Below are 26,700 nucleotides of genomic sequence, written 5' to 3'. Positions count from 1 at the left end.
TAAGTCTGGAAAAATCAAATAACTAGGCCTTCAAACGTTTGAGCGAGGAAGGGAATGTTATTGTCTTTTTCCGAAATGGTGGTTGTGGTTAATGGCCATTGTATGTTGATTCGGGGATCGTTGTAACGAACTGCTCCATCTGAATCAGGTGCATAAAAAGCCGTATGGTGGTAAATGAGTTCCGTATGATCCTGTAAAGTTTGAAATCCATGTGCAAATCCTTCCGGTATATAAATCATCCGCAAATTTTGTTCGGACAATTCAACGCTTAAATGCTGTAAAAAAGTTGGAGATTGGTGCCTCAGGTCAACAATGACATCAAAAACGCTGCCCCGAATACAACGGATCAATTTGATCTCGGCATGCGGGGGGCGTTGATAATGCAAACCTCTTAAGGTTCCTTGGTGATTGGAATGAGAGTGGTTGAACTGGACAAATTCCTTACTGTGCCCAATTGCAGCAAACTCGCGTTTACAAAAGGTACGTGCAAACAAGCCTCGTTCGTCACTGAACGGCTCCAGATCTATGATGTAGGCACCTTCCAGCGCTGTTTTATGAAAAATCATGCACCAGCTTTAGTTGACTATCCATAGTTTGCCGAGCCAATAAATCCTTAATCACGTTTAAACGAATCAGTTCCGACTGATGGTAATTGGCGTCTTGAAAATGAATAGATTCCAGCCCCTGAATCAATCCCTTCACAGTATCCTGAAGCTGATATTGAGGCTGATGTTGTGGTGCCAAGGATTCAAAAAGATCGAAACTCACCCGATAGGAACGTTTATCTGGTTGTGCGTCTGGGTTGATGGACACTTCAATCCCTGGCAGGATTTTCTGAATCTCTAAAGCCAAATCTTTGACTTGATAATTCCATTGATTGCTTCCGGTATTGACGGTAATGAAGGTTCTTCCATTTTGATTCTCCCGTTCTGCCGCCCAACGGATTGCTCTAGCCATATCTAAAACATTAATCAGTGGCCTCCAGGGCGACCCATCGCTGAGGATAGTAATCTTGCTTGAAGTTATAGCCCCTGCCACAAAATCGTTGAGTACCAAGTCCAGGCGCAAGCGGTCGCTCATTCCGCAGGCAGTGGCAAACCGCAAACAGGTAATTTGAAACCCCTCTGCAGCCAGTCCTTCCAGTCCTTCTTCAGATAATACTTTTGACTTGGCATAAGCAGTGAGGGGATCCAGAGTAGAGGATTCTACGCGGGGTGTATCTTCCGCACTCCCGTATACACTACAGCTGGAAGCAAAAATGAATTTTTTCACCCCCTGCCTTTTGGCCATTTTGGCAATTTCAATATTGGCTTTGTAGTTGATATCCAGGGTTGGTTCTTCGAAGCGGTTGCCGATCGGGTCATTGGAAATGGCGGCCAAACTGACCACTACATCAACTCCTTCCAGCAAGTGCTCGGGGAATTGCCGTACATCTCCGAAGTACTGTGCATTGAGCAGGGAGTCAGGGCTGATCGTGTTGCTGGTAATGTATTTGGCAAAATATCCAATATCATAACCAATCAGGAAGGCATCGGGATGAAATTTTCGAAGTTCTTTGACGATACCTGGGCCAACATAGCCAAGGTTGCCAGTGATGAGTACTTTCATTTTGTACAAATATTATATGAATTGGTGCAAAAATCCGGAGCTTGGTTTCCGATTATTTCCATACTTTCCAGGGAGCATTCCCCGAATCCCACATTTGTTGGAGGTCATTTTTGTCACGGATGGTATCCATTGGCAGCCAAAAGCCTTCGTGGCGATAAGCCATCAATTGGCCATCCTCAGCCAGTTTGTTCAAAGGTTCTTGTTCCCAAACAGTAGGATCGCCCTCAATCCTTTGCAGGACTTTTGGTGATAGTACAAAATAACCACCATTGATCATGGCGCCATCACCTTTGGGTTTTTCTTTAAAACTATTGACCTGGTCTTCTGAAAGATCCAAGGCGCCAAAACGGCCAGGAATGTAGGTTGCGGTTAGGGTGGCTTCTTTCCCGTGTTTTAAATGAAAATTAATCAAAGCATTGATATCAACACTGCCTACCCCATCTCCGTAGGTAAAACAAAATGCTTCTTCGTCCTTTATATAAGCTTCAACCCGTTTGAGTCGTCCCCCCGTCATGGTTTCTTCGCCAGTGTCTACCAGTGTAATTTTCCAAGGTTCTGCTCTTTTTTCATGAACTTCCATGGAATTTGTCGCCATATCAAAAGTTACATCCGATTGATGCAAGAAATAATTAGCGAAATACTCCTTGATGACATATCCTTTGTACCCACAGCAGATGATGAATTCATTTATTCCGTAATGGGAATAAATTTTCATGATGTGCCATAAAATGGGTTTCCCACCAATTTCAACCATCGGTTTTGGTTTGAGGACTGTTTCTTCTGATAAGCGGGTGCCAAGGCCGCCAGCTAGAATAATTGCTTTCATTATGGTTCTGTTTTAATTTTTTCCTTAATCATCCCATAAATAAAGATGGGACCATAGTAGAGGTATCGTCTCCACAATCTTTTTGGTTCACTAATCAATCTTCCGAGCCATTCCAATCCCAAATCAATCCACAACTGGCTTGGGCGCTTCATACTTCCCGCATAAAAATCAAAGACAGCGCCAATACAACAGGTTATCCTCACATCCAAAGCTGAGTGAAATTGGTAAGTCCATTTTTCTTGCTTTGGAGCCGTCATCCCCACAAACAATACCTCTGGTTGAAAAGCATTCACTGCTTCAATCATGGCTTGACTGTCTTCCGCTGTGAAGGAAGCTTTATAGGGTGGTGAGCAAAATCCAGCGCTAACCCGGGGATAATCTTTTTTCAGGCGGTTTTGGATTTTCAACAATACTTCTTCCGAAGACCCCAAATAAAAGCATTTTCCGCCTTTGCTATTCAGATACGACAACAGGTATTCATGTACATCCGCACCTGCAATCTTTGATACTTTTTCTCCGCTTAACCAGCGGATAGAGGCAGTAATGGCCACCCCGTCGGGAAGCAATACGTCTGCGCCGATTAGTGCTTTTTTAAATTCTGGATCTTTTTCTGCGATGCAATACGAGTACTGATTGAGCGTATTTACTAGAATTTTCTGACCAGAAACGAGTTCATCTAGTGATCCCGAAAAAAGCTTGAAATTAAAAAACGAGGTAGAGGTATAGTTCTTCATTCGTAGCTGTTGTAGTATTCCAATTCGGATGTAGTTCTTTTTTTCACCCCATCGTACACCGACTGTAGGCTTTTTAAATTGCTTTCAGGCGTGTAACAATCTTCATATGTTTTTCTTGATCTTAGTCCGAACGCTTCTTTTTCCGTTTCGGGCAGGTTATTCCAGTACGCCAATTTTTGAGCTAAATCAGCTGCATCCCCCGTTCTAAAGTGTAATCCATTGTGATGGTCTTTAACCATGGTGGACATGGCCCCAATGTTACTAGCGATGACTGGCGTTCCCGTTGAAAAAGCATGCAATAAAGTTAAAGGCATGCCCTCGTACCAAATAGATGGAAAGATCAGTGCGGTGCAATTCCGCATTTCCTCTGATAATTTATCATGCGGCAGAGCCCCTTTGTAGGTTATATTTGGATGCTGAATTGCACTCGTTTTTACTTTTTGCTCCAAAGGGCCGTAGCCATAAATCACCAGTTCAAGGTTGTTTTTTGCAAAAGCTTCCAGCAAAACATCTACCCCTTTTTCGGAAACCAATCTTCCGATGAATACAAAATGATTGCCCCTTTTAATCTCCTCCTCAAAAGTAGGGTCAGGGATTGAATTGCTTTTGATTACAAATTTGTCTTCAGGAACGCCCAGCGTCGATTGCAGAAAAGTTTTAACTTCAAACTCTGAATTGACGACATAAGCGCTTACCTTTTCCCAGGTTTTTAATTTTTTATGCAGGTAAATGCTAAAAGCAAGCCAGAATGTTTGAAAAATTGAGTTTCTGTAAACTCTAAGCTGGACTGCTTTCCATGGGAATTCTTGCTTAATGCTGTCCAAAAACAGCTCTCCTTTGTGCAAAAGTGTTGCAGAAGGGCAAATGAGCCTATAGTTGTGCAAAGACAATACTACTGGGACTTTACAATAATGGCATGCTACGACAACCGAAGGAGAAGCAGCGAAATGCCAATTGTGTACATGAACAACATCCGGCTGATATTTGCGAATTTTAATGATGGTGGTGATAAATGAGTATAGGTTAAAAGGCAGAAATAAAACTGGAAAAAGCGAACTAAAAAAATGACTTCGGTTTTTAAATTGCAATAGTTCAACAGTAAATCCGGCCCCTTGCAGCAATGCCATTTCGTCAAGCACTAAATTGTCTTCTCCGCCTTTGAATCGGTAAAAGGTATGAATGATTAATATTTTCATCTCACTAATTTTTAACGATTAACAATGAATTCTTAATGGTCTCGGTAACTCGGTTCTGATCCTGTTCAGTCAGTTCAAAAAACAGCGGTAAGCGAAGCAAACTATCAGTATATCTATCGCTGTTCGGAAGTTCCCGTTGGTCATGTTTCCCCCTGAAAAAAGAGCTATTGTGTAAGGATAAATAATGAAATACTGCATGAATGTCTTTTTCCTTGAGCTTCTGAATGAGTGCACTACGTTCTTGTAGGTTTTTTAATACAAGGTAAAACATGTGACTATTGTTCGTTGCATATTCCGGAACATAGGGCAGCATGATGTTTTGTTCCATGGCAAAATCCTTTAAATTTTCGTAATATCTTTCCCAAATTTCCGTCCTTCTTTTTTGAATGAAACTTAGGTTTTCCAACTGGGCATGTAAAAAGGCAGCAACAAGTTCTGAGGGTAAAAAAGAAGATCCAATGTCTACCCAACCATATTTATCAACTTCTCCTCTAAAAAATGCAGAGCGGTTGGTCCCTTTTTCCCAAATGATTTCTGCACGTTTGATAAAGCGTTCATCATTAATCACTAATAATCCACCCTCCCCACAAATAATGTTCTTCGTTTCGTGAAAGGAAAAAGCCCCTAAATGACCAATTCCGCCCAAAGGCTTGCCCTTGTAGTACGCGTCGATGGCTTGAGCTGCATCTTCTACTACCCACAATCCATAGCGATTTGCGAGCTCCATTATGATGTCCATGTCGCAGGCGACTCCGGCATAATGAACAACTACGATGGCTTTGGTTTTCGGAGTGATTAATGCTTCGATGCTAAGCTCATCAATACCCGGGTGATCTGCTCTGGAATCAGCAAATACAATTTTGGCACCTCTCAACAGAAAGGGGTTTGCCGTAGAAACAAAAGTATACGAAGGCACGATGACTTCATCTCCTGCCTGTATGTCTAGTAGTATGGCCGCAATTTCCAGGGCATCCGTACAGGAGCTTGTCAAAAGACATTTGCCGAAACGATACTGCGATTCAAAATAGTTCTGGCATTTTTGTGTAAATGAGCCATTCCCGCTAAGATGCCCTGACTTCAGGGTAAGGCCAATATTGTGTTCTTCCTTTCCGGTTAGAAATGGTTTGTTGAACGGGATTTTATGTTCCATTGTTTTATAATTAGGGTTATACAATACATTTCGGGAAAGACTCATTGCATGGCTTTGAGTATTCCTATCTTAAAGTTTTCCACCATGTTTTCAATCGTGTATTTTTCGGCGCTGTACCTGCAATGGTCCAACATCTGCTTGTATTGCGCGCTTAGCAAAAGCTGGACAACAGCCTTGCTGTAATCAGCGATTGTATTGTCAACAATCAATCCGTTTTTTCCATCTTCGAGGTATTCAATTTCCGGGCTATGAAATTCATAGCGGGTGGTCACGATAGGTGTTTCAAGTGCGAAAGCATCCAAAATGCCCAATCCTACCAGTCCTGGCATCAAGAAGAGGGCGGAAATTTTGAAATACTTGACCCTATCTTTTCCGAATTTTGGTCCGACGTAATGAATCCAGGGGTGCTGTGCCGCTGCCTGGGTTATTTTTGTGGCATCAATGCCTGAGCCAATAAAAATCATATGAAAATCTGGGACTTCCTGTTTTACCCTTAGGCAACTTTCCAGCAAAAAATCAATCCGCTTTTCCGGATAGATTCCTCCACAAAAGATTCCAACCTGATCGCCCTCTATGCCCAATTCCTTTTTCAATGCTGTTGTTTCGAGGTCAGTAGTTTGGGCGTATTCCTGCTGGATAAATTGCGTATCTATGGCATTTTGCACATTCGTGATCCGTGCTTGAGGGTAACCTTTTTCAATAAGAAAATCTTTCACGCCACTGGTATAGGCAAACCACCAATCGCATTGTTTCAAAAAAAGATACTTGAATTGATTGGCGAAGCTATTCAAAGTATCCTGCTTATTTCTGCCATGCCCCCAGAAGCCCAATTTGGTATTAGAAAAACGTCTCTTGATCATTAAAAGGTAGTTCAAAATCAACTTGTTTGCAGATTCCACTACGATTAAATCCTTGTCTTTCAGCTCGTTCAAACAAGGCTGCCAAACCAACGAGCTATTGCCAAATTTCAACGTTTTATTGGGGATGTATTTACTCCAGGCCAATTCTACCGCATCATTTTTCAGCCCTTCATCATTGTTTTGTTTGCCATAGATCAATGTCAACTCTACCCCTTCTTCAGCAAGCGCATTTTTCAGCCCTTCAAAAAATTCTCGCCGGTATTGCACCAGGGTTCTTTGGATGATTGCCACTTTTTTCATGAGATGTTCATTTGAAGTTAAATAAGGTTAGTTTTCGATGAGCTGTGGCTTCGATCCGTACTCACTTTTCACATCTGCATATATTGACTCCAGGCGTTGAATGTTGGCTTGCGGGGTGTAATTTTTTTCATATGCCGCTCTTGCTCTTTGCGAATAAAACTCCTTTTCATTTTCCGAACATGCGCTCCAGTAAGCCAATTTCTGAGCTAGATCGACGGGGTTTCCAGCTTCAAAATGCAATCCATTGTAGTGATCCTGAATCATTATTGACATAGCCCCCAAATTACTCGCAATGACTGGAGTACCCGTTGAAAAAGCTTCAATTACGGTCAACGGCATACCTTCAAACCAGATCGAAGGAAAAATAAGTGCGCTACATGTTTGTAATTCGTCAAACAAGTCATCATGAGGCAAAGCACCTTTGTAGGTAATGTTTTGATGCAGTGCTGCGAAATCCGTAACCTTTTGCTCTAGAGGGCCGTACCCATATATAAGCAGTTGGAAATTGGTATCGGCAAAAGCATTCAACAAGACATCAACCCCTTTTTCAGTAACCAACCTGCCTACAAATACAAAATGATTGCCTCTGGTAATGCTCAGCCCAAGAGGGGGGGCTATAATAGAATTTTGCTTAATAACAAATTTATTTGCAGGAATTCCAAAATTAGATTGCACAAAAATGTCTTTCATGAAATCCGAAAAAACGACAAACTTGCTTACTTTTTGCCAGGTTTTTAATTTTTTATGCAAATAAACGGTAAAAGCTAGCCAGAAAGTCTGGAGACTTGAGTTTCTATAGACCCCGATTTTAATGGCAGTCCAGGGAAATTTCTCGTTCAAACTTTCTAAAAAAAGATTTCCCTTAAAAAACAATATTGCCGAGGGGCAAAGCAGCCGAAAATTGTGTGCAGTCAATACAATCGGTATTTTTAAAAAATGGGCCGCAATAATCACTGAAGGTGAAGCAGCAAAATGCCAATTGTGCAAATGAACGATATCCGGTTGGTATTTGCGTATCGCCTTTATTGTTTTAAAGAACGAATATACATTAAAAACCGCAAAAAATAAAACAACAATTGCGCTTAATAAATGTGAAGGATTTTGGAAAGCCAACAGTTCTACTTCGAAACTGGCATCTTTCAGCAAAGCCAATTTTCCAAGTACCATGTTGTCTTCTCCACCTTTTTCCCGATAAAATGAATGGATGATCAGAATTTTCATCTAACTTTGTTTAACCAAGATTGAGAACATCGTATTTTTTTGAGTAAGTCGAAAAAGAATACATTCAAGCTGTTTTTTTAAATACGTCATACACCAAAGGGAATAATGTTTTTAGCCACAGTTTCAAAAACGATGCTGGTAAATTTAAAGGAAAATGCTTTTTTATAAATAGCAAGTATTCTTTGTAGGCCAGCCCCTTTACGCTGTACAAATACTTAACCCTTTCTGAAAGTTTCACGTCGCCAGATTTCCAGTTTTTCTCATGATCATTGGCACAAATTCCAAGAATACCTGGCGCGACAATCACCGAAAATCCAGCTTTTTTGGCCCTTAAGGTATAATCAAAATCCGCGATGGCATGCGTGAATTCTTTGGACAAAGTGCCAATTTTAGCCACAACCTCAGCAGGAACCAACATAATGTTTGAATTTGCCATATCACATTCGATGCTATGCGCTTGGGGCTCCACACGGTAACTTTGCGGCTGGTACCTAGAATACAATTTTCTACCTCCGTAGGTTATTTCCTCAGAATTTGGGTCTTTAGTTGTACCCACACTAATGGCTTGCTGGCCATATTCTACATAATGGTCAGTGCAGCTTTGCAGCATGATTTTTACGGTATCCCTTTGCAGAAAAGTATCATCATTTAGTAGCAAGTAATAGTCTGCATTGGAAGAGAGTGCCATCGTCCATGAATGGATCATTCCTCCCGCCCAGAACAAATTGCCATTGCCGTGGTAGACATGGGTCTCCGGATATTGTTCCAGAATTGCCTTCGTGGTGCCGTCGGTAGACGCGTCATCAGTCAGAAAAACTTCCAAATCCAGGTCATCCGGGATTTCCTGGTCTTTTAGATTGCCCAAACAGGTAAGCGTTTTGACTTTCCGATTGTATGTTGCCAACAAAACAGCTATTTTCATAAGAGTTATTCAGCTTAGTTTACAGAAGAATATTCGATATTTACTTGAACTGGCTTTTTAACCAGTACGTAAATGAGTTCAGGAAATTTGTAATATGGGAGGAACAAAAACATCAGTGCTATCGGCGTCGTCAAGATTGGAGAACCAAAGCCCAATACAATCATGATCAATACACAGTAGACGACGCATTCAATGTATTTTACATTTTTTTTACAAAATCTTGCATAACAAGACATTAAATATACAAAGCCAACTAAACCATATTTCGCCATGAAATCCATAATTCCGTTGGATATATTGACACTGTATACCTTATTCATCACTTCATCGTACATGTTACTAATCCCAAAGATTAGTTTGTGCTTAAACATATCGTAAATATAAGTAATACTTGCGAAGCGATTCAAACGCATTTGCATTTCTATATCATCATAATAGTGAGATAAATGCTCAATATTTTCCAAATTATCCATATCACTACTATATAAGTCGACTATTTTTTCACCAATAAATGGAGTTTTTAATACAATCAGCACCAAAATTGGAATCAGAAATATCACTCCGAAATTAACTTTTCGGTGTTTATAGCGGTATACCATCAATAGAAGAATCAACAAAGCCAGATAGGCCGTGGTAGAAACAGTGGTGATGACCCCGATGATAAGAATGATTGAGCTGCGGTCAAAAGTAAATTTGTTGATGAATAAATTCAACATCAGCGAGATGATTAAAAAGCAACCAAAGCCACCTGGTTCCCAGACAAACCCTGAGTTCCGGTAATCATGCAATTCTTTGGTGTAGGTAAAAACCAGGCAATTTGCAAATATTTCGCTTGGTGGGTCTTGAGGTGTCAAGTGCAACATTATTATTAAATTAAAAAAAGCTTCCCCTGCTATTAATTGAAAAGCAAAAAAGAAAAAAGAAATAAAAGTTAAATCAGTCATTACTTTGACGATATTCTGACTGGTTTCATGTTTTAAAATAGCAACAAATAAAAAACTTAAAAAAAGAAACTTAAACAAAAAAAGCACATCACTGACCAAAAACGGCATAGGGAGGCTATTGAACAATACGTTCCTAATCAAAATGTATGCAAAAAAAGAGATTGAAAAGCCGCCAAATATCCTCAATTCTTTCTTGGTTAATGCGTTGTATTTCAGCGCCACAAAGAAAAAAGAGAGTAGAGTTACAAACCAGAGCAAATTACTGGATGACAGGATGTTCGACTTTGCAGCCAACAACAAAAAGAGGAAAGTCAACAGATAGTTTAGCCTGCTTCGCTTCATTTGTATACGTTTTTTTAAGCGCACTCCTAGCTAGCTTGCGTTTTTTGTTCCTGTGATAAGTTGGTGGTTAATTTTTGGAATTGTCTTTCGTTTGGGGTCTTGATGCGCAGCATTCTCAGGATTTTTCCTGCCCAGGTTCTAGGTTTAATCACTAAGCCATAATGTCCTAAAATCAGCAGACACCCTGCGCATCCCGCTACTATCCTGATCACTGGATTGAGATTGTGATAGACCCGGTTGCTCCAACCAATCTCACTGATGGTATCCTTGGCGGCTTTTAGAATTGGGAAATAGCCCCAGATCTTTTTTTCACCTAAGTTCCTGGCATAACCATGAAAACCTGCCGATACACCACCTGCTTCCTTATTGTACCCAACAAAATCAAGTCGTTTAACCTTGCCCTGATAGACCAAACTCGCCACAAAATGCCAGGCAGCGCCTAGTGTAGAATAAAAGGGAACTCTTTGGCCTTGTTCCCGGCGCATCAAGCCATGAAAAATGGATCCCAGGGTTACTTCAGCGTAAAACTTGAGGGTACGTAGAATTGGTATGGTCCCTTCGTAATCGACCGCTAACTCCCGAAAGATTAATTTTTCCTCATCAACAAGATCAAAATCCCCACTAACCAGCGAATAATCGGGATTGGCTTCCATGAACTCAACATATTTCTCAATGGTCTCCGGCTCAAAGGTATCATCATCGGCCAGAAAAATAAAATACTTACCAGTAGCTTGTTGCAACACATATTCAAAATTCCGGGCCAAACCAAAATTTTTTGGCTGCCGATAGTATTGAATCCGGGCTTCACTTTTCATGAGTGACCTGACGAACGCTTCCGTCTGATCAGTAGATGCATTGTCCGAAATTACAATTTCGAGATTCTGATACGTTTGTGCCAAAATAGAGTCAATGGCTCTTTCCAGAGATTTGACTCGATTGTAACTTGGAACACCTACACTAACCACAGGAAGATGATTGGTCGATGACATAGCAAAAATTTTAATTTAAAAATTCAGACTAAGGGCGATAAAAAAACAAATGTTCATTTTTTGGCCCAAATACCTTTTGCTTTATTTTCAAGCAGCAAATAGCTTTGAATAGGGTAAATACAAGCGGCAAAGATCAGGATTACAATTGCACCCATGACAATACCACTTAGCCCCATATTTAGCGTTTTTGCAAAAAGAAAACACAATGGAATATTGATGATGATACCCACTACTGCTACCAGTATTTGGGTATACAATATGCTTAGCCCATTCAAAACTTTATTAAAAATATTGTTCCAAAACCATAGTACCACATAAAGCCCCATAAACCATATTAAGGAATCGGGTACGGCTACTGTTTCTCCAACCCAAATATTTTTTATGGGTTGAAAAAACACAATGATCCCAAGAACGAATACGACGTAGCCCACAAATACCTTGAGCAAAAACTTCAACTTGTTTTTTATCCAATCCAAATCACCTTTAGAAAAGGCTTCAGTACTGGCTGACCACAGTGGTTGAACCAGAATACTCGCAAGAATTGTGGCAACCTGAAAGATTTTTTGTGTCACATAATAAGGGGTAACTTCGGCAGCACCAAACAAGTGAGAAATAATCAAACTATCAGTCGTGAGTACCACAACTACCGCAATTTCAAGGATAAAGAATCGTCCCCCAAGGCTAGCAATGTTTCTTATTTTGTCTCTTTCAAACAGCCGAAAAGAGGGCGTCAATCGAGGGTTGTATTTAAAAGTAAAAAAACTCAGCAATATAGATCCAGCCAATAAAGAGAAACTATACCCTCCGGCGACGAATAAAAATTTGGCATTCGGTGCAATGTTAGCGGAAAAAATTAAAAAAATTATTAATATCAATAAATTGGAAAAAATTAAGCTTAAAGAAATGAAACTATTTTTTTGCAACGCATTCAGGATGGAGTTAGACAAACTCAACAAAAAATTAAAGATAACTGAAAGTACAACAACAATAGTACCTAATTTTAGTTGAAATTCGTCGATGGCCTGGGTATTAAAAATAGCAGAAAAGTTTAAAAAACTGAACAGAAGTAAAACCAGCGCTGATGTGGCTAGGACAATGGCGCCCAGTGAAATGTATGACGTTGATACATAAGCTCTGGCAGTATCATAATCACCCGCCGATAAGGATTCCGATATTTTATTCCTCATGCCATTCCCGATGCCGATGTCCATGAATATGATCCAATTGGCACTAGCAATGAGTGTCAGCCACACTCCATATGATTCCTGTCCAAGAAACTTAATGTACAAGGGAACCAATATTAAACTAAGCAGGATACTTGCTCCTTTGAGGAATAAAGAAATTAAAATCTGCGAATTGAAATTCCTATCTCTCGTCTTATTGGTATAACCATCTATTTCGCCTTTCATCACAGATTGGATTATTGTACATTGAGAAGGTTGGTTTATACCCCAGCTGTTGTTAGCGTAGCTGAGGTATAAACAACTTAAACACTAGATCAAAATGGAAACAGTAGGTTTAAAATGCGTTTTCCTCGCCTTTGATTGTATTGAAAATGGTCAAAAAGATACATTTACAATCAAACCAAAAACTCCAGTTTTCGATGTAAAAAACATCGTACTCCACTCTTTTTTCCATTTGATACACTTCCTCGGTTGGCCCTCTCCAGCCGTTGACTTGTGCCCAGCCGGTAATGCCTGGTTTCACCTCATGTCTGATCATGTATTTGTCGATCAACGCTGAATAATCTTCAGTGTGCTTAACCATATGTGGTCGTGGCCCGACAATGGACATCTCCCCTTTGAGCACATTGAAAAACTGGGGCAATTCATCAATGTTGGTTTTTCTCAAAAAGGCACCAATTTTGGTAATACGTGAATCGCCTTTGGTAGCCTGAAGCTGGTCGCTATTTTCATTAACCTGCATTGTTCTGAATTTAAAACAGTCAAAAGGTTTATTCCAGTAGCCCGTTCTCATTTGATTAAAAAAGGTTGGCCCTTTTGACTCGCGTTTGATAAAATAACGAACCAAGGGGTACAACCAAGAGAAGACCAGGAGGATGACCGCCAAACTAAACACAATATCGAAGGTACGCTTCAAAATTTTGTTGCGAAGCTGGCACAGTGGTTCATTTTTCCGGCGTAAAATTGGCACACGGGCCAAACGGTCCAGTTGTATGCCTCTTTCAAAAAAATCAACCCCTACCGGAATGATTTCAAATTCGATGTACTTTGTCCGACAAAGCTGAATGATTCGTTTTATTGTTTGTTTAGATAAATTGCTATAGAAATACAGCAGTTTATTGATGCGGTTATTTTCTTTCAAAAAGTCTTCAATTTCTTCATATGATCCCAGGGTAGTCACGCCGGGGATATTTTCCGAGGCAAAGCGTCCTACGCAGTTGGTTTGTTGACCATACATCGAGAAAAACTCTTTCTCCCAATTGTTGATGTTTTTGCTTCCGCCCCCGATTACCGCATAGTACAATTCCTCTTTTCTGTTTCTAAGTGCATACCGCACAACCAAATGAGAAACAATAGAGAGTACTAAAAATGCCAGCGAGGTCGGCAGCAAAAATTGCAGCTGAAAATCTGGGAACAAGTAAGGAGAACTGAGGATGGTAATCGCACCCAAAAAGATCAAAGTACTCTTCAACAAGTCTTTGATTTTCAGATTCAGTTTAAGCCCTTCAAAATTTTGGTAAAGATCCGAATAAACGAAGATCAACGCCCAAATAAAATTGGCGCACAATACCAAAACGGGTTGGCTACTCACCTTCTCGTAAAGAAATTGAATGTTCATCGAACCTATCAAACAAAGGTTCATGAGTATACAATCCAATCCAAAGACCAAAAGAAGGTATCGATCTATAACTCTTTTGGTCTTGGTGTTGTCGGAAACTTCTAGTTTCCGAGGGGTTGCCTCTTTGTTTAAAACAGGCATTTGTGTAAGTGTATGATCCATGGCGTTAAAAAAATTTATCTGGTTGTGTTAGTTCGAATACGTTTTATTCGATTATGAATAGCCATATTGCCTATAGCCATATCCATAACCATCATCCTGTTTTTTTACACCATTAAAGATGATGGAGGGGTTCACCAGCTTGTTTTGTGCAAAAATTTCCTTTGCTTTCTCTACCGTTGCTTTTTTCGAGTACCCAGAGCGCACTACAAATAGAGAATTGTCTACATAGTTATTCAGCATTATCCCGTCGGCAATGATTCCAATGGGTGAACTATCAATGATAATAATGTCGTATCTCCCTTTCAAGTAAGAAAAAAGTTCAATCAATTGCTCTTCAGTAATCAATTCCACCAGGTTGGGAATAATTGGGCCACCTGAAATATAATGTAGATTGGCAACATCTGCTGAAATCTGAATGATTTCATCCAATGCTAGTCCTTCGATGAAAAAACTGCTTAAGCCAATTTCTTCACTTCCATTAAAGTATCTGTTGACCGAGGGTTTCCTCAAATCAAAGTCGATGATTATGGTATTTTTTTTCGCGCGAGCAAAGCTCAAGGCAAGGTTGGTTGCCACAAAAGTTTTTCCTTCTCCACTCGTACTGGAAGTAACCAAAATGCATTTGATTTTCTCGCGGTGGTGAAATTGCAGGTTCGTTCGGAGCGTTCGAAATCGTTCAATCGTCATGTTTTGCGACGGACCAACCAACAATTGATTTTTTCCCTTCTGTAAATTGATCACGCCCAGAATCGGCTTTTCCGGTATAATTTGCCGAATGTCCTGTTCGGTTCGAATCGAGCCTTTAAAAAAGTCTAAGAGCAAAATGAAAAACAAGGGGATCGCCATCCCTCCCAATCCAGCTCCTGCGAAAATCTGAACCTTATTCATCCCAACTGGATCGAGTGAACTGTAAGGCGGATCAACAATCATTGAGTTGGCGTAATCACTTACCAAAGCCATGGATACTTCCTCTCTTTTTTGCAATAAATACACATAAAGATTTTCTTTTATTCCCTGTGTGCGCACTTTATCCGTTAGTCCTCTTTCTTTAATTGGTACACTGCGTAGTCGATTATTTGACTTATCAAATTGATTCTGTAGTTTGCTCAAATTCGAACTAATATCACCTTGCATATTGGCAATAGCAGAAACAATTGAATTGCGTAAACTCCTTAATTTTTGATTGGTAGATTGAACTACCGGATTTGAAGGTTGGCCTGACATCAAAAGCCGTTCTCTTTGCAAAACCAGGTCGTTATAGGGCTGAATCAAGCCAAGCACCTTTCCATCATACAAGGAAGGATTAATTGGGATTATCTTGAAGTTATTGCTGGTATCTCTAAGTTCTGAGCTTATTGATTGAAGCATTCCTGACTGCAGCTCCAGATTCCGTTGTTCTCTAGCCAAGTCTTTCACATCACCTAAAGTAGTTTCTATGTCCGAGGTAGTCGATGAGATAATTTCGTTGTCCAGTTTGTAAGTCTCTAACGTACTTTCAGCGGATGCCAGTTCCTGGCTAATGTCCTGGAGCCGCCCATCCAGTAGTTCAAGTGTTTTTAGCGTAATATCTGTATTCGCCTGGCTTTTTACCTGGTCAAATTTTTCCATTAAACAGGTTAAAACATCAATTCCTCGCTGAGGAACTTCATCCATTAAGCTCAAAACCCTAACCGAGGAATTGCTTTTCTCGCTGCTTAGCTCTATATTTAAATTATCCAGGTATTTTTTTGCAACTTTTTTAGGGTTCAAAAATTCAACGTGCATCGTTTTATCTGCTGCAACAGGAGCAGATTCAACTCTGGAGATGCGGAATTTTCCAAATTTGTTAGAAAATAGTTGACCAAAATTATAATTCTTTGAAATGGCTCCTTGGGAAAACCTGAAGGTATGTTTGCTTAGCGGGGTTATTTCAAAAGAAGTGTTTTCGATAAGATTAAGCGAAAAGGTATCCACTACAATTGGAAAATTCCGATAAGCATCACGTTCTGATAATTTGTCCTTCCAGTAATACCTGGTTCCCAGTCCTAATTTTTCAACGACGGAAGTCATCAGGGAAAATGAAGTCAATATTTCAATATCGTTGCTTGCCTTATCCGAAGTTGCCGAAAGCAGCAAATTGCGTTTGATAAAATCATCATCCGATCCCGAATTTTCTTCACGCTCCCGGATCAATAGTTTACTGGTTATTTGATAAACTGGCTGCAATTGTTTGTAAAACATATAGGCCAATCCCAGGCTGATGATCCCGCAAACCAAATAGAGGTACCATTTGTTGAGAACATAGTTTCTGAACATTCCGAGGTAATCAATTTGACCCTCAGTAGAATCATTTCCACTATTGTTAAGGATTACAGCCTTTTGATATTCAAATTCATTCATGGTACAACTTTACGAATGTTAGTTCTTAAAAAGGGCAATTAACACAGCCGCCAATGTTGCCGCCGCAGATAGTATCGGCACCATTTTTGAACTTTGATCTTGTACCGAACCAGCTTTAGCTTGGATAGGCTTAACGTAGATCAAATCATTTTGCATCAGGTAGTAATACTCCGATTGAAAAAAAGCAGCCGATTGAAGGTCAATTTGATTCAATGAACGTATCCCGTCCTTTTCTCGAACCAGCAGGATGCTCTTTCGATCAGCGTAGTCGGTCAAGTCTCCAGCCAACGCCAGGGCATCCAACAAGGAAATTCTTTCATTGAGAATGTTGAATGCTCCAGGATTGCGAACTTCTCCTGATACAGTTACCCTGAAATTCAACAACCTCAGATTGACCACCGGATCTTTAATGTACTGCTTCAGCTTTTCGACCAATGAATCCTTTGCTTGAGTGATACTCAATCCCTCCAACTTTAAGGTACCCAAAACAGGAAAATCAATTTTACCCTCCTGATTCACCAAATAACCACTCAATTGAATGGTTTCTAGGCTGACTAGGCTTGCGCTTTGTAGTTCTGAGTTTATGTTAAATGGCACAGCCAGTTCAATGTCTGAACTAAATATCTTTATCCCCAGCACATCATTCGCCTGGATTCTGATGTCAGGTTGTTTGGTTATGGCAATTCGAGTCGACTCAGGGAAATCTTCCCGATAATTCACCAATCGTTTGTGCGAAACACAACTGCTGGTTGAGTACAATAGAATAGCCCCAAAAAAAAGTATCAAATAGAATCGCATTTCAACTAAATTAAGAGTTTTTCCAGCACTGAAATATTAAATGACTTAAATATGTTGAGGCAGGGCTTCGCCGTTCATAAGTCGCACCTGTTTATTTTGTGCAAAATATGCTCTGATCTTTAAAGTCAATGCCTTAGAGAAATTTACAAATACCCATTATGTCGAAGCGATTGGATACCAAATAAAAAATTGCGAAAAGTAAATTTATAAAAATTCACAATCGACAATTAGCGCTTTGACAAGTCCAAAATGCTTCAACTTTGAAAAATGTGTGACTAAGTTAAATTTTGCAAACTGATGTGCTTAATTGTGCTTGTTGGCACAATAAGTAGGGAACTTGAAGTAACACCTGGTAGCACTGGATTGTGGTAAAACAATCTGAATTCGTTTAAGAGGGAAAATGTAAAAATCTACAGAATTTAGGTATTAACATCGTCTAAGAAGTTAATCTTTCGAATGAATACCTTTTTTTAAAGTATTATACTTTCAAGGTAGATCAAAAAAAATAGTGTCTTTGTAAATTCAGTGTTAACAATACACAAACTAAAACAGAAATCACAGTATTCTACATCATTCCAAAAAACATGTTACAAAAGTAAGCAATTGTTCGGAAAAATGAAATGATTTCCAGTTTTTTTCTTTTAACTTTCGTTAGTTAAGCTTCCCGCCATGATTGCTTCATTGTTGTTCTCAACATGGATAAACCATGCCAATCAGGTTCACAATATTTTACTTGTATTAAAAACTTAAATTACAATGGCAAGTGTATTTACATATTACATATAAATAATTTATAAAATATATTAGTGCGTCCGGAATTCTGAAAACTAATTTTATTTTAACCCCAAAATTTGTACATTGGTACAGGCATCAAATCTGAAAAAAGCGTATTTGAAGCAAATTGAAAAAAAAATAAAAAATAAACCACAAGTTTTTACAAACAGTAGCGTCAAAACAGGCAATCAACCCATACTCCATGCCATGAATAAAATCCTTCGCTGCCTAATTTTAGCCTGTTGTTTTTGCCCTGGCTATGGCCAAAACCACCAGCAACCATTTGAGATCCATATTTCACCGGTATTTGCTTCTGCCCCCCTGGTAGCAGGAAGATGGTACCTCTCCCCTAGCGGCGACTCCATTCAATTGACCAATTTGCGGTTCTATTTGTCTGACATTCAACTTGAACTCAGCAATGGCCAAATCATTTCCGACCCTCAGAAAGCCCATTTGATTGACATTTTTGAGCCTTCCACCTTACAACTGAGCATACCAGTTGACTCCCAAAATGCATCGATCAAAAGCCTACATTTCAACCTCGGCATCGACAGTACCACCAATGTTTCCGGTGCACAAGCAGGGGATTTAGACCCGGCCAAAGGCATGTATTGGTCCTGGCAAAGCGGTTATATCAACCTAAAAATAGAAGGCATCAGTCCAAAATGCAATACCCGCAAGCATGCTTTCCAATACCACATCGGTGGCTATTTGCAACCCAATCGCGCGCTTCGCAAAATAGAATTGCACGTCAACACAACACCCCAAGAGGAAATTTTTGTAAAAATGGATTTGGCAACATTTTTTTCAAACATAAATTTTACTACTTTAAGTCAGGTTATGACACCCGGCAGCAATGCGATGAAATTGGCCAATTATTGCACTCAAATGTTCTCCATCCATGCACCAAAAAAATAAACATATAACTATTTTCGTTTTATTAGCAATATGCCTACTTGTCTATGCCTTTGGGGAAGTAAGCTCTTCGCCAATGCCTCTGTCCATTCCTGCGGGTTGGCCCAAGCCAGTGTATGATTTTTCAAAAAATCCCTTGACCAAAGAGGGCTTTGAATTGGGCAGACAGCTTTTTTACGATCCACTGTTGTCCCGCGACCATACCATTTCTTGCGCCAGTTGCCACCTTCAAGCCACGGGCTTTACCCACGTCGACCATGAATTGAGCCACGGCATTGACGATAAACTGGGTACCCGCAACTCGATGACGCTGATGAATCTGGCCTGGAGCAAACATTTCATGTGGGACGGCGGGGTAAATCACCTGGATGTGCAGCCCCTGGCGCCCTTGAATAGCCCGGTCGAAATGGACGAATCCCTGGAGAATGTGGTAAAAAAATTAAAGTCCAGGCTGAAGTACCGTACCTTGTTTTTCAATGCTTTTGGCGACAGCCTGGCCACCGGGCAAAAAGTATTGCTGGCCTTTTCCCAATTCCTATTGCAACTCCAATCCTCCCATTCCAAATACGACAAGCACATCCGCAACGAGGAAGGAGGTGATTTTACTGCTCAAGAAAGCAATGGGCTCCGACTCTTTAGGCTGCATTGTGCTTCCTGCCATCCCGAGCCATTGTTTACGACCAACGGTTTTGCAAAAAACGGCTTGCCCATCGATACAACACTCAACGATTTTGGCCGGATGCAGATCACCCAAAACCCGCAGGATTCGCTAAAATTCAAAGTGCCCACTTTGCGCAATATCCAGTTTACCTTCCCCTATATGCACGATGGCCGCTTCAAAAAATTACGCGAAGTCTTGAATCATTACAGCAGTACTACCCAGCTGTCCCAACCCATCGTACTCAGTGCCGAAGAAAAAGTAGACTTGATTGCTTTTTTGTTGACCCTCAGCGATCGGGAATTTCTTTTTGACAAGCGATTTGGATTTCCACGAGATTAAAAGAATGTCTAAAAAACGGAATGTGAGCGCTGGTTTTGACAATTTTGGTCGACTAACAGAAAAAGAAATCCATTTAAGCACTAAAGTCTTTAAGATGAAACGTACTATTTTTACTCTACTCGCATTCTCATGTGCCCTATCTACCGTATTTTCTCAGACTAACCCGGCCATTGGCTCCTGGTTGATCAACACCTCGGGCATTACCGGAAGGCACTACATCAAGGGCAATTCAACCCCCATCAGCGACACCTATCCGGCCAACGTGCAATCGGTAAAATACACCTATACTCATGTGTATGTGAGTTGCAGTGGCATTCCAGCCTACATCATTGGCCCTTATCAGGATGGCAACCCCAACCAGGGTGGCAACAACAACAACATTTACAAAATTCCACTAACTGGAGTCAAAAATACTGGAACGCCAACCGCTACCACCGGAGGTACCATCGGGGTTTTTATCAATGGGGTTTCTTTGTTTGATTACCGAGACGGGGTTTCTTACAGCTTGTCTTCCGCAGCCGAAAAGGGCGGCCCAAGCGGCGGCATGGGCGACAATGTCTGGAACCGCGACGCAATCGTTGCCGAACGTGCGGGCTTCGATTGTGCCAAAGGTCACCCAGCCGGCACGAATTACCACCACCACCAGAATCCAAGCGCCTTCAACCTGGATTTGAAAGTCTTGTCCACTGTTTGTGATCTATACCTGGCCGATGGATTGTACAAACTGGATTCTACCAGGCATTCGCCCCTCTTGGGCTATGCCGCCGATGGTTTTCCCATTTATGGCGCTTACGGCTACAAAAATGTGAATGGCAGTGGAGGCATCACCCGCATGAAATCGAGTTACAAGTTGCGCAACATCACGGTAAGAACCCACTATGCCGATGGCAGCAACGTAACCGACGGCCCCGCTGTGAGTACAACCTATCCCTTGGGGCGCTACCGTGAGGATTACGAATACACCGCCACTTCGGCTGCAACACCCGATTACCTGGATGAGCACAATGGCCGTTTTTGTATCACCCCAGAATACCCCAATGGCACGTACTGTTACTTCACAACGGTAGATGCTGCCTGGAATTCTGCCTACCCATATGTGATTGGGCCTACATTTTATGGCACCAGAACCGTGACCCGCGTAAATTCCATCACCGAAACAACCACGACGTATACGCCCGTAACCACTGGCGTGGAAAATACCCTCGAAAAAATCGGGTTTACGCTCTTCCCCAATCCCAGTGCCGATTTGATCGTATTGCAAGCAGGTGAGATGCTAAAAAATACGGTTCAGGTAGAGTTGAGCAACTTGAGTGGCCAGGTGGTGGAGCGAAAAGCTTTTCACCAAGGCAGCACCATTCTGCACCTGGAAACAGATACCTATTACAACGGCACTTACATCCTGTCCATCCGCGATGGTCAAGCGGTAAAGTCATTTAAAGTGATCATCAATCGGTGATAGAACTTTTTAGTCTGATTTTTTGGCTATTTTTAAGCGCAGCTTGTACACAAGCTGCGCTTAAAATTTGAGGCCATATGAAAATGCTACCCGCATTCTTGCTCTTTCTCTATTTGATTCCAGCTAAAAATGCTTTGCTGGCGCAATTGCCACAATCCATCCAACAGAAATCCTTCAATCCCGCCACCCTGCTCTGGTACTCCGCTCCTGCCAAAAAATGGGAAGAAGCACTACCCGTTGGCAACGGTCGCATTGGAGCTATGGTTTTTGGCACCCATTCCGAAGAACGCATTCAACTCAACGAGGAAACCTATTGGTCGGGTGGCCCCTACTCTACCGTAGTGCCGGGAGGATACAAGGTTTTACCCGAAATTCAAAAACTGGTTTTTGAGGAAAAATACCTGGCGGCGCACAACCTGTTTGGCCGCAACCTGATGGGCTACCCCGTGGAGCAAATGAAATACCAAAGCCTGGGCAACCTGCATTTGTTTTTCAAAAACCAGGATACAGTCAGCCAATACCAGCGCTGGCTGGATTTGGAGACTGGGATCTCTGGCGTTTCTTATCAGGCTCGCGGCATCAACTGGAAACGGGAAGTGTTCGCTTCCCATCCCGATCAAGTCATCGTCGTACGTATCAGTGCCGACCGACCAGGGAGTATTTCCTTTACGGCCAATTTGCGCGGGGTTCGCAATCAGGCCCATTCCAACTATGGCACCGATTATTTTCACATGGATCCGGCAGGACAAGATGGGCTGGCATTGACCGGAAAATCTGCAGATTACCTGGGGGTTGCAGGTACGATGAGGTACGAAGCCCGCGTCAAAGCCGTTCCAGAAGGCGGAACGATGCGCACCGATGGTGTAGACTTGATCATCGAAAATGCAGATGCGGTCACGCTGTACTTTGTAGCAGCCACCAATTTTGTCAATTACAAAGACCTCAGCGCCAATCCGCATCAACGGGGGGAGGATTACCTAAAAGGCATCTCAGGAAAAAGCTACCCTGCCATCCGAGATGCGGCCATTGCCGATTACCAGCGTTTTTTCAGTCGGGTTTCCCTCACTTTGCCCCATACCGAAAATTCCTTTTTGCCCAGCAATGAGCGCTTGTTGAAAATTCAAACCAGTCCTGATCCCTCTATGGCGGCCCTGACCCACAATTTTGGCCGCTACCTGATGATCTCTTCCTCCCGCCCTGGCACTCAACCTGCCAATCTACAAGGCATCTGGAACAACGACATGAACCCCTCCTGGGATTCCAAATACACCACCAACATCAATACCGAGATGAATTACTGGCCAGTGGAAAGCGGCAACCTGGCCGAATGCGCCGAACCTCTGGTCAAGATGATCCGCGAACTCACCGATCAGGGTACTCAGGTTGCCAAGGAGCATTATGGCGCGAGGGGTTGGGTATTTCACCAGAACACCGACATCTGGCGCGTTGCTGCGCCGATGGATGGCCCGACCTGGGGTACCTTTACCGTAGGTGGTGCCTGGCTATGTACCCACATCTGGGAGCACTACCAGTATACCCACGATGAGGCTTTTCTGAAAGAAGTGTACCCTTTGATAGAGGGTTCGGTGCAGTTTTTTATGGATTTCCTCGTGCTGCATCCCAATGGCAAATGGTTGGTTACCAATCCTTCCACCTCTCCCGAAAACTTCCCGGATGGTGGCGGCAACAAACCCTATTTTGACGAAGTGACTGCTGGTTTCCGCGAAGGCACCACCATTTGTGCGGGTTCTTCGATCGACATGCAAATCTTGTACGACTTGTTTGGTTATTTCACTGAAGCTTCCACCATTTTGGGAAAAAATACGCCTTTCGTTGGGGAAGTAAAAACAGCCAGGGAAAAATTGGTGCCGCCGCAAATTGGGTCGGATGGTTCTTTGCAAGAATGGGCCGACGATTGGAAATCACTGGAGAAAAACCACCGCCATTTTTCACACATGTACGGCCTTTATCCCGGAAAAGTGTTGTACGAAAAAAGAACACCCGCGCTGATTGAAGCGTACAAGAAAGTATTGGAAGAACGGGGTGATGGATCAACCGGTTTTTCCCGAGCCTGGAAAATGGCGCTTTGGGCCCGCTTGGGAGATGGCAACCGCGCCAACAAAATCTACAAGGGTTACCTCAAAGACCAGTGCTGTACCTCATTGTTTGCACTCTGTGGTCGTGCGCTACAAGTTGACGGCAGCTTTGGCGCAACCGCCGCCATCACCGAAATGCTGGTACAATCCCAGGATGGGGTGATCAAATTGCTGCCTGCCCTGCCCGATGAATGGGCTGAAGGAAAATACAGCGGGGTTTGTGTGCGCGGCGCCTTCGAACTGGATTATGCCTGGAAGGACAAACAAGTCACCCAACTCAAAATTTTGTCAAAAGCGGGAGTCACTTGCCGCATCGAATCCAAACCCAAGCTCAAAATCAGCAACAATGGCCAAAAAGTGAAGTTTAGGTCTTTTCCCAACGGACAGGTAGAGTTTGATACCGTGAAAGGGGGCCTCTACATCGTGGAGTGAGGGGACAGAACAATCCATAATTTTGACCGCTGTTACAAGTATTGACTCACAGAACGCATTTAAAGTAGTTCACTAACCTTAGGCATATCGACCAGGGAATAGAAATGCTTACATCGGTTTTCGGCTTCATTGTTTACATTAGCTAAAAAAACCGTTAGCCAATGCAAGCATTTCTATCCTTTGCCTTGTTTTTTCTTTCGATATTTCACGATGCTCCTGTTCAGTCCAGACATGAGGTGCAACCAAAACCAGTTTCGTCCGATACTGCACACATCAAAGACTACGGGTTGAAACCCTACCTAAGTTTGTCCAAAGATCTGCCTTATTCAGCAGATAAACCCTGGAAACTGGTGTGCCAAATGCCCTACAATTGTCACTTCCAGCCTTGGATTGAACTGGAAAGTCCTGAGGGGAAAGTGATTGAGCTGAACTCCAGTAACCCCTTGGTACTCTACCTCACCAAAACCGAATCATTCACGACAACCGGAGGCCATCAGGTGTACGAAGCCAAAAACTGGATCAGTGGCGAAGGTGCCGTATATTCCATTCCAGCCGGAGTAAAAGTCAAATCCGTACAGTACCGCGAAACGGGTTACCATACTGCATTCTCTGGATCATTTGAGTGCAACGATGAGGACTACAATGTACTTTGGAAAAAGGGAGCGCGCACTGCTTACCTCTGCATGCGGGATTGGTTTTACGATTGCCCCGATCGGGAAAGGGTTGGATTTTGGGGCGATGGCACCCCTGAATTGAATCAATGCTTTTATGCGTTTGATCAAAATGCGCATCAATTGTGCAAAAATCTGGTTTTAAGGCCACTGGATTCCAAGTTTTATCCCGGCCAGCAATTGGAATTTCTGGGCGAATACGGCCTGTGGTATTATTATCTGCAAACTGGCGATTCTGCCTCTCTCAAAAAAGTATATCCAAACACCAAGGCATTCCTCTTCGATACCTACAAATTTGGCAAAAAGAACCAGTGGTATGATTGGGGCAAAGAAAACAAGGATGTAGAGGTACTTGAAAATTGCTTCATGTACATCGATTTAAAAACCCTGAAAAAAATAGCCATACTGAGTGGAAACAGTTCCGATACGGTCATCATCAACACCAAACTGGACAATATTAAAAGTACATTCAACCAGAAATACTGGAAAGGCCAGTGGTACCAGTCCGCTCAAGTGCCAGAACCCGACGACCGGGCCAATGCCATGGCGATCAACGCCGGACTGGCCGAAGCTTCCAAATGGGAGTCGATTTACACCCATGTTTTGACCCAAAAAACCTATTCCAGCTGTTTTTTTGATCGCTGGGTTTTTGAAGCGCTTTGCACCATAGGCCATGAAGAATATGCCTTATTGCGCATGTACAAGCGCTACAAAACCATGATTCCAGCTAGTTTCAGCACCTTGTGGGAACACTACGATCGCTGGTGGGCATCCCATATCGACGCTTTTGATGATGCATCTTCGCTCAATCATGGCTGGAATCCTCCGGTAATCAATTTGTCTCAAACCATTGCGGGCATCACTCCGGTAGAACCAGGTTGGGCCAGTTACCAGGTCTTGCCCAAAGAGGCTTTTTTGAACCACATCAAAGTTCGGGTTCCGTCTATCAAAGGGAATGTTGATGTCGAGTTGAGCAAAACAAGTAAAAGTTATCACATTAAGCTGCACTCCCCGCTGCGTACCCAAGCCATAGTTGGTATTCCTAAAAAATCATTCACCGCATTAAAGAGCATAGAGGTCAACGGCGAAACCATTTGGCAGGGAACATACCAAGGAAAAACCAAAGGCATTTCCTGGATTGGAGAAGACAAAGATTACCTGATGTTTAAAGCCGATCCTGGAGTCTGGGATTTTCTGGCTACAGGTACATTGACTATATCATCACCCAAGCCACTACCCGCTCCTGTCGAACCCGCCATTAAATTGAGTAAAAAATCCTGGAAAGCCTACGCTTCGGTGAAAGACAGCTTGTTTCTATTCAGCGGAGACGAGATCCCCATTGGCGTTCCTGCTGAAAATGCCATTGATGGCGATCACTGGACGGGCTGGCGCGACATGACCAAAAAACAATACCCCGGGCAATGGTTTCTCCTTGATTTGCAGCGCAAAGAAAAGTTTGACAAAATCGAACTGGACAATACCTGGGCACTATGGGATACGCCCAATAAATATCAGATTTCGGTCTCCAACGACGGCAAAAACTGGAGTCCGCCTATCGCTGAAGGCAAGGGCGAATTGGGCATTACGCACATTGTTTTTCCCCGTCAAAATGCCCGATACGTCAGGATCAGTCAAACCGGATCTGACCCCAAATACAACTGGTCGATTTATGAAATTGATTTGTATCAACGGAAGTAACGCAGAAAAATTATCAATCAATTATTTTGCTATCTTCACTATGAGCTAGCTCATATTCCTAACCATTCAATTCCTCATCAAATGAATAAAAAAATTGCACTCATCTGTACGTTGGCCATTGCCTTACTGTACGTCATGCCCGCTTTTTCCCAGGTAGACAGTCTTAAAGGCACCAAGCCCGAAAAATTTGTCACCAAACACAGCGCAAAAATTGAAAGCAAAGTCATCAATTATACCGCCACAGTGGGTACGCTGATTTTGAGAAATGAAAAGGATGAGCCCATTGCCGCTTTTGGCTACACCGCTTATACCAAAGATGGCGAAACCGACCTGAGCAAACGCCCCATCACTTTCTCTTACAATGGTGGCCCAGGTTCTTCCTCTATGTGGCTGCACATGGGCGTGATGGGCCCCAGAAGAGTGGT

At 42.2% G+C, this 26,700-nt stretch carries 20 protein-coding genes and 1 pseudogene; 6 read left to right on the top strand and 15 right to left on the bottom strand.

Annotated elements, in window-relative coordinates; translation table 11 throughout:
• Positions 1–14: 14 nt before the first annotated feature.
• The 15 genes from rfbC to ABW391_RS15865 all read right to left on the bottom strand — a co-directional run bounded on the left by rfbC (position 15) and on the right by ABW391_RS15865 (position 17,221).
• The gene (rfbC, locus tag ABW391_RS15935; protein ID WP_353482885.1) at positions 15–566 is read right to left on the bottom strand and encodes a dTDP-4-dehydrorhamnose 3,5-epimerase; all 552 of its coding nucleotides are present in this window, start codon (positions 564–566) and stop codon (positions 15–17) included.
• Positions 553–1,608 carry an NAD-dependent epimerase/dehydratase family protein gene (locus tag ABW391_RS15930; protein WP_353482884.1) on the bottom strand — a complete coding sequence of 352 codons (1,056 nt, stop codon included), beginning with the start codon at positions 1,606–1,608 and terminating at the stop codon, positions 553–555. Before ABW391_RS15930 ends, rfbC begins: the two co-directional genes overlap by 14 nt.
• Before the next feature lie 52 nt (positions 1,609–1,660).
• Positions 1,661–2,434, bottom strand: a complete 774-nt coding sequence (gene rfbF / locus ABW391_RS15925; protein ID WP_353482883.1) for a glucose-1-phosphate cytidylyltransferase — start codon at positions 2,432–2,434, stop codon at positions 1,661–1,663.
• Positions 2,434–3,168: a WecB/TagA/CpsF family glycosyltransferase gene (locus ABW391_RS15920; RefSeq protein ID WP_353482882.1), complete on the bottom strand. Its 735-nt coding sequence runs from the start codon at positions 3,166–3,168 to the stop codon at positions 2,434–2,436. The genes rfbF and ABW391_RS15920 overlap by 1 nt, the downstream gene beginning before the upstream one ends.
• On the bottom strand, positions 3,165–4,364 hold the full coding sequence (locus ABW391_RS15915; RefSeq protein ID WP_353482881.1) for a glycosyltransferase family 4 protein: 1,200 nt from the start codon (positions 4,362–4,364) through the stop codon (positions 3,165–3,167). The genes ABW391_RS15920 and ABW391_RS15915 overlap by 4 nt, the downstream gene beginning before the upstream one ends.
• 4 nt (positions 4,365–4,368) lie before the next feature.
• Entirely contained in the window at positions 4,369–5,514 is a 1,146-nt protein-coding gene (gene rffA, locus ABW391_RS15910) for a dTDP-4-amino-4,6-dideoxygalactose transaminase (protein ID WP_353482880.1), read from the bottom strand.
• Positions 5,515–5,555: 41 nt separating this feature from the next.
• Positions 5,556–6,674, bottom strand: a complete 1,119-nt coding sequence (locus ABW391_RS15905; protein ID WP_353482879.1) for a glycosyltransferase family 4 protein — start codon at positions 6,672–6,674, stop codon at positions 5,556–5,558.
• A 27-nt stretch (positions 6,675–6,701) separates the two neighbouring features.
• The gene (locus tag ABW391_RS15900) at positions 6,702–7,841 is read right to left on the bottom strand and encodes a glycosyltransferase family 4 protein (RefSeq protein ID WP_353482901.1); all 1,140 of its coding nucleotides are present in this window, start codon (positions 7,839–7,841) and stop codon (positions 6,702–6,704) included.
• A gap of 118 nt (positions 7,842–7,959) precedes the next feature.
• Positions 7,960–8,817, bottom strand: a complete 858-nt coding sequence (locus ABW391_RS15895) for a glycosyltransferase family 2 protein (RefSeq protein WP_353482878.1) — start codon at positions 8,815–8,817, stop codon at positions 7,960–7,962.
• A gap of 14 nt (positions 8,818–8,831) precedes the next feature.
• Positions 8,832–10,103, bottom strand: coding sequence for an O-antigen ligase family protein (locus ABW391_RS15890; RefSeq protein WP_353482877.1), 1,272 nt, complete (start codon positions 10,101–10,103; stop codon positions 8,832–8,834).
• A gap of 26 nt (positions 10,104–10,129) precedes the next feature.
• Entirely contained in the window at positions 10,130–11,092 is a 963-nt protein-coding gene (locus ABW391_RS15885; protein WP_353482876.1) for a glycosyltransferase family 2 protein, read from the bottom strand.
• A 53-nt stretch (positions 11,093–11,145) separates the two neighbouring features.
• Positions 11,146–12,501, bottom strand: a complete 1,356-nt coding sequence (locus ABW391_RS15880) for a lipopolysaccharide biosynthesis protein (protein ID WP_353482875.1) — start codon at positions 12,499–12,501, stop codon at positions 11,146–11,148.
• 109 nt (positions 12,502–12,610) lie between these two features.
• Positions 12,611–14,056, bottom strand: a complete 1,446-nt coding sequence (locus ABW391_RS15875) for an exopolysaccharide biosynthesis polyprenyl glycosylphosphotransferase (RefSeq protein WP_353482874.1) — start codon at positions 14,054–14,056, stop codon at positions 12,611–12,613.
• A gap of 51 nt (positions 14,057–14,107) precedes the next feature.
• Complete coding sequence (locus ABW391_RS15870) at positions 14,108–16,435, bottom strand: GumC family protein (RefSeq protein ID WP_353482873.1); 2,328 nt, start codon at positions 16,433–16,435, stop codon at positions 14,108–14,110.
• An 18-nt stretch (positions 16,436–16,453) separates the two neighbouring features.
• Positions 16,454–17,221 (bottom strand): polysaccharide biosynthesis/export family protein, encoded by a 768-nt coding sequence (locus ABW391_RS15865; RefSeq protein ID WP_353482872.1) that lies wholly within the window; start codon positions 17,219–17,221, stop codon positions 16,454–16,456.
• A gap of 993 nt (positions 17,222–18,214) precedes the next feature.
• Here ABW391_RS15865 and ABW391_RS15860 point away from each other — a divergent pair.
• The 6 genes and pseudogenes from ABW391_RS15860 to ABW391_RS15835 form a co-directional block, all read left to right on the top strand.
• Positions 18,215–18,925 carry an MbnP family protein gene (locus tag ABW391_RS15860; protein ID WP_353482871.1) on the top strand — a complete coding sequence of 237 codons (711 nt, stop codon included), beginning with the start codon at positions 18,215–18,217 and terminating at the stop codon, positions 18,923–18,925.
• 73 nt (positions 18,926–18,998) lie between these two features.
• Positions 18,999–19,922, top strand: a complete 924-nt coding sequence (locus tag ABW391_RS15855; RefSeq protein ID WP_353482870.1) for a cytochrome-c peroxidase — start codon at positions 18,999–19,001, stop codon at positions 19,920–19,922.
• 94 nt (positions 19,923–20,016) lie between these two features.
• Entirely contained in the window at positions 20,017–21,378 is a 1,362-nt protein-coding gene (locus ABW391_RS15850) for a YHYH protein (protein WP_353482869.1), read from the top strand.
• Positions 21,379–21,455: 77 nt separating this feature from the next.
• Positions 21,456–23,906, top strand: a complete 2,451-nt coding sequence (locus tag ABW391_RS15845) for a glycoside hydrolase family 95 protein (protein ID WP_353482868.1) — start codon at positions 21,456–21,458, stop codon at positions 23,904–23,906.
• A 161-nt stretch (positions 23,907–24,067) separates the two neighbouring features.
• Positions 24,068–26,275, top strand: a complete 2,208-nt coding sequence (locus ABW391_RS15840; protein WP_353482867.1) for an alpha-L-rhamnosidase-related protein — start codon at positions 24,068–24,070, stop codon at positions 26,273–26,275.
• Between the two features lie 81 nt (positions 26,276–26,356).
• Positions 26,357–26,700 (top strand): annotated as a pseudogene (locus tag ABW391_RS15835) (hypothetical protein); the annotation flags it as partial.

It is taken from the genome of Haliscomenobacter sp. (genome assembly GCF_040403615.1).
GTDB lineage: Bacteria > Bacteroidota > Bacteroidia > Chitinophagales > Saprospiraceae > Haliscomenobacter.
The sequence above is the reverse complement of the archived record's forward strand: the minus strand, read 5'-3'. Positions and strand labels throughout refer to the sequence as shown.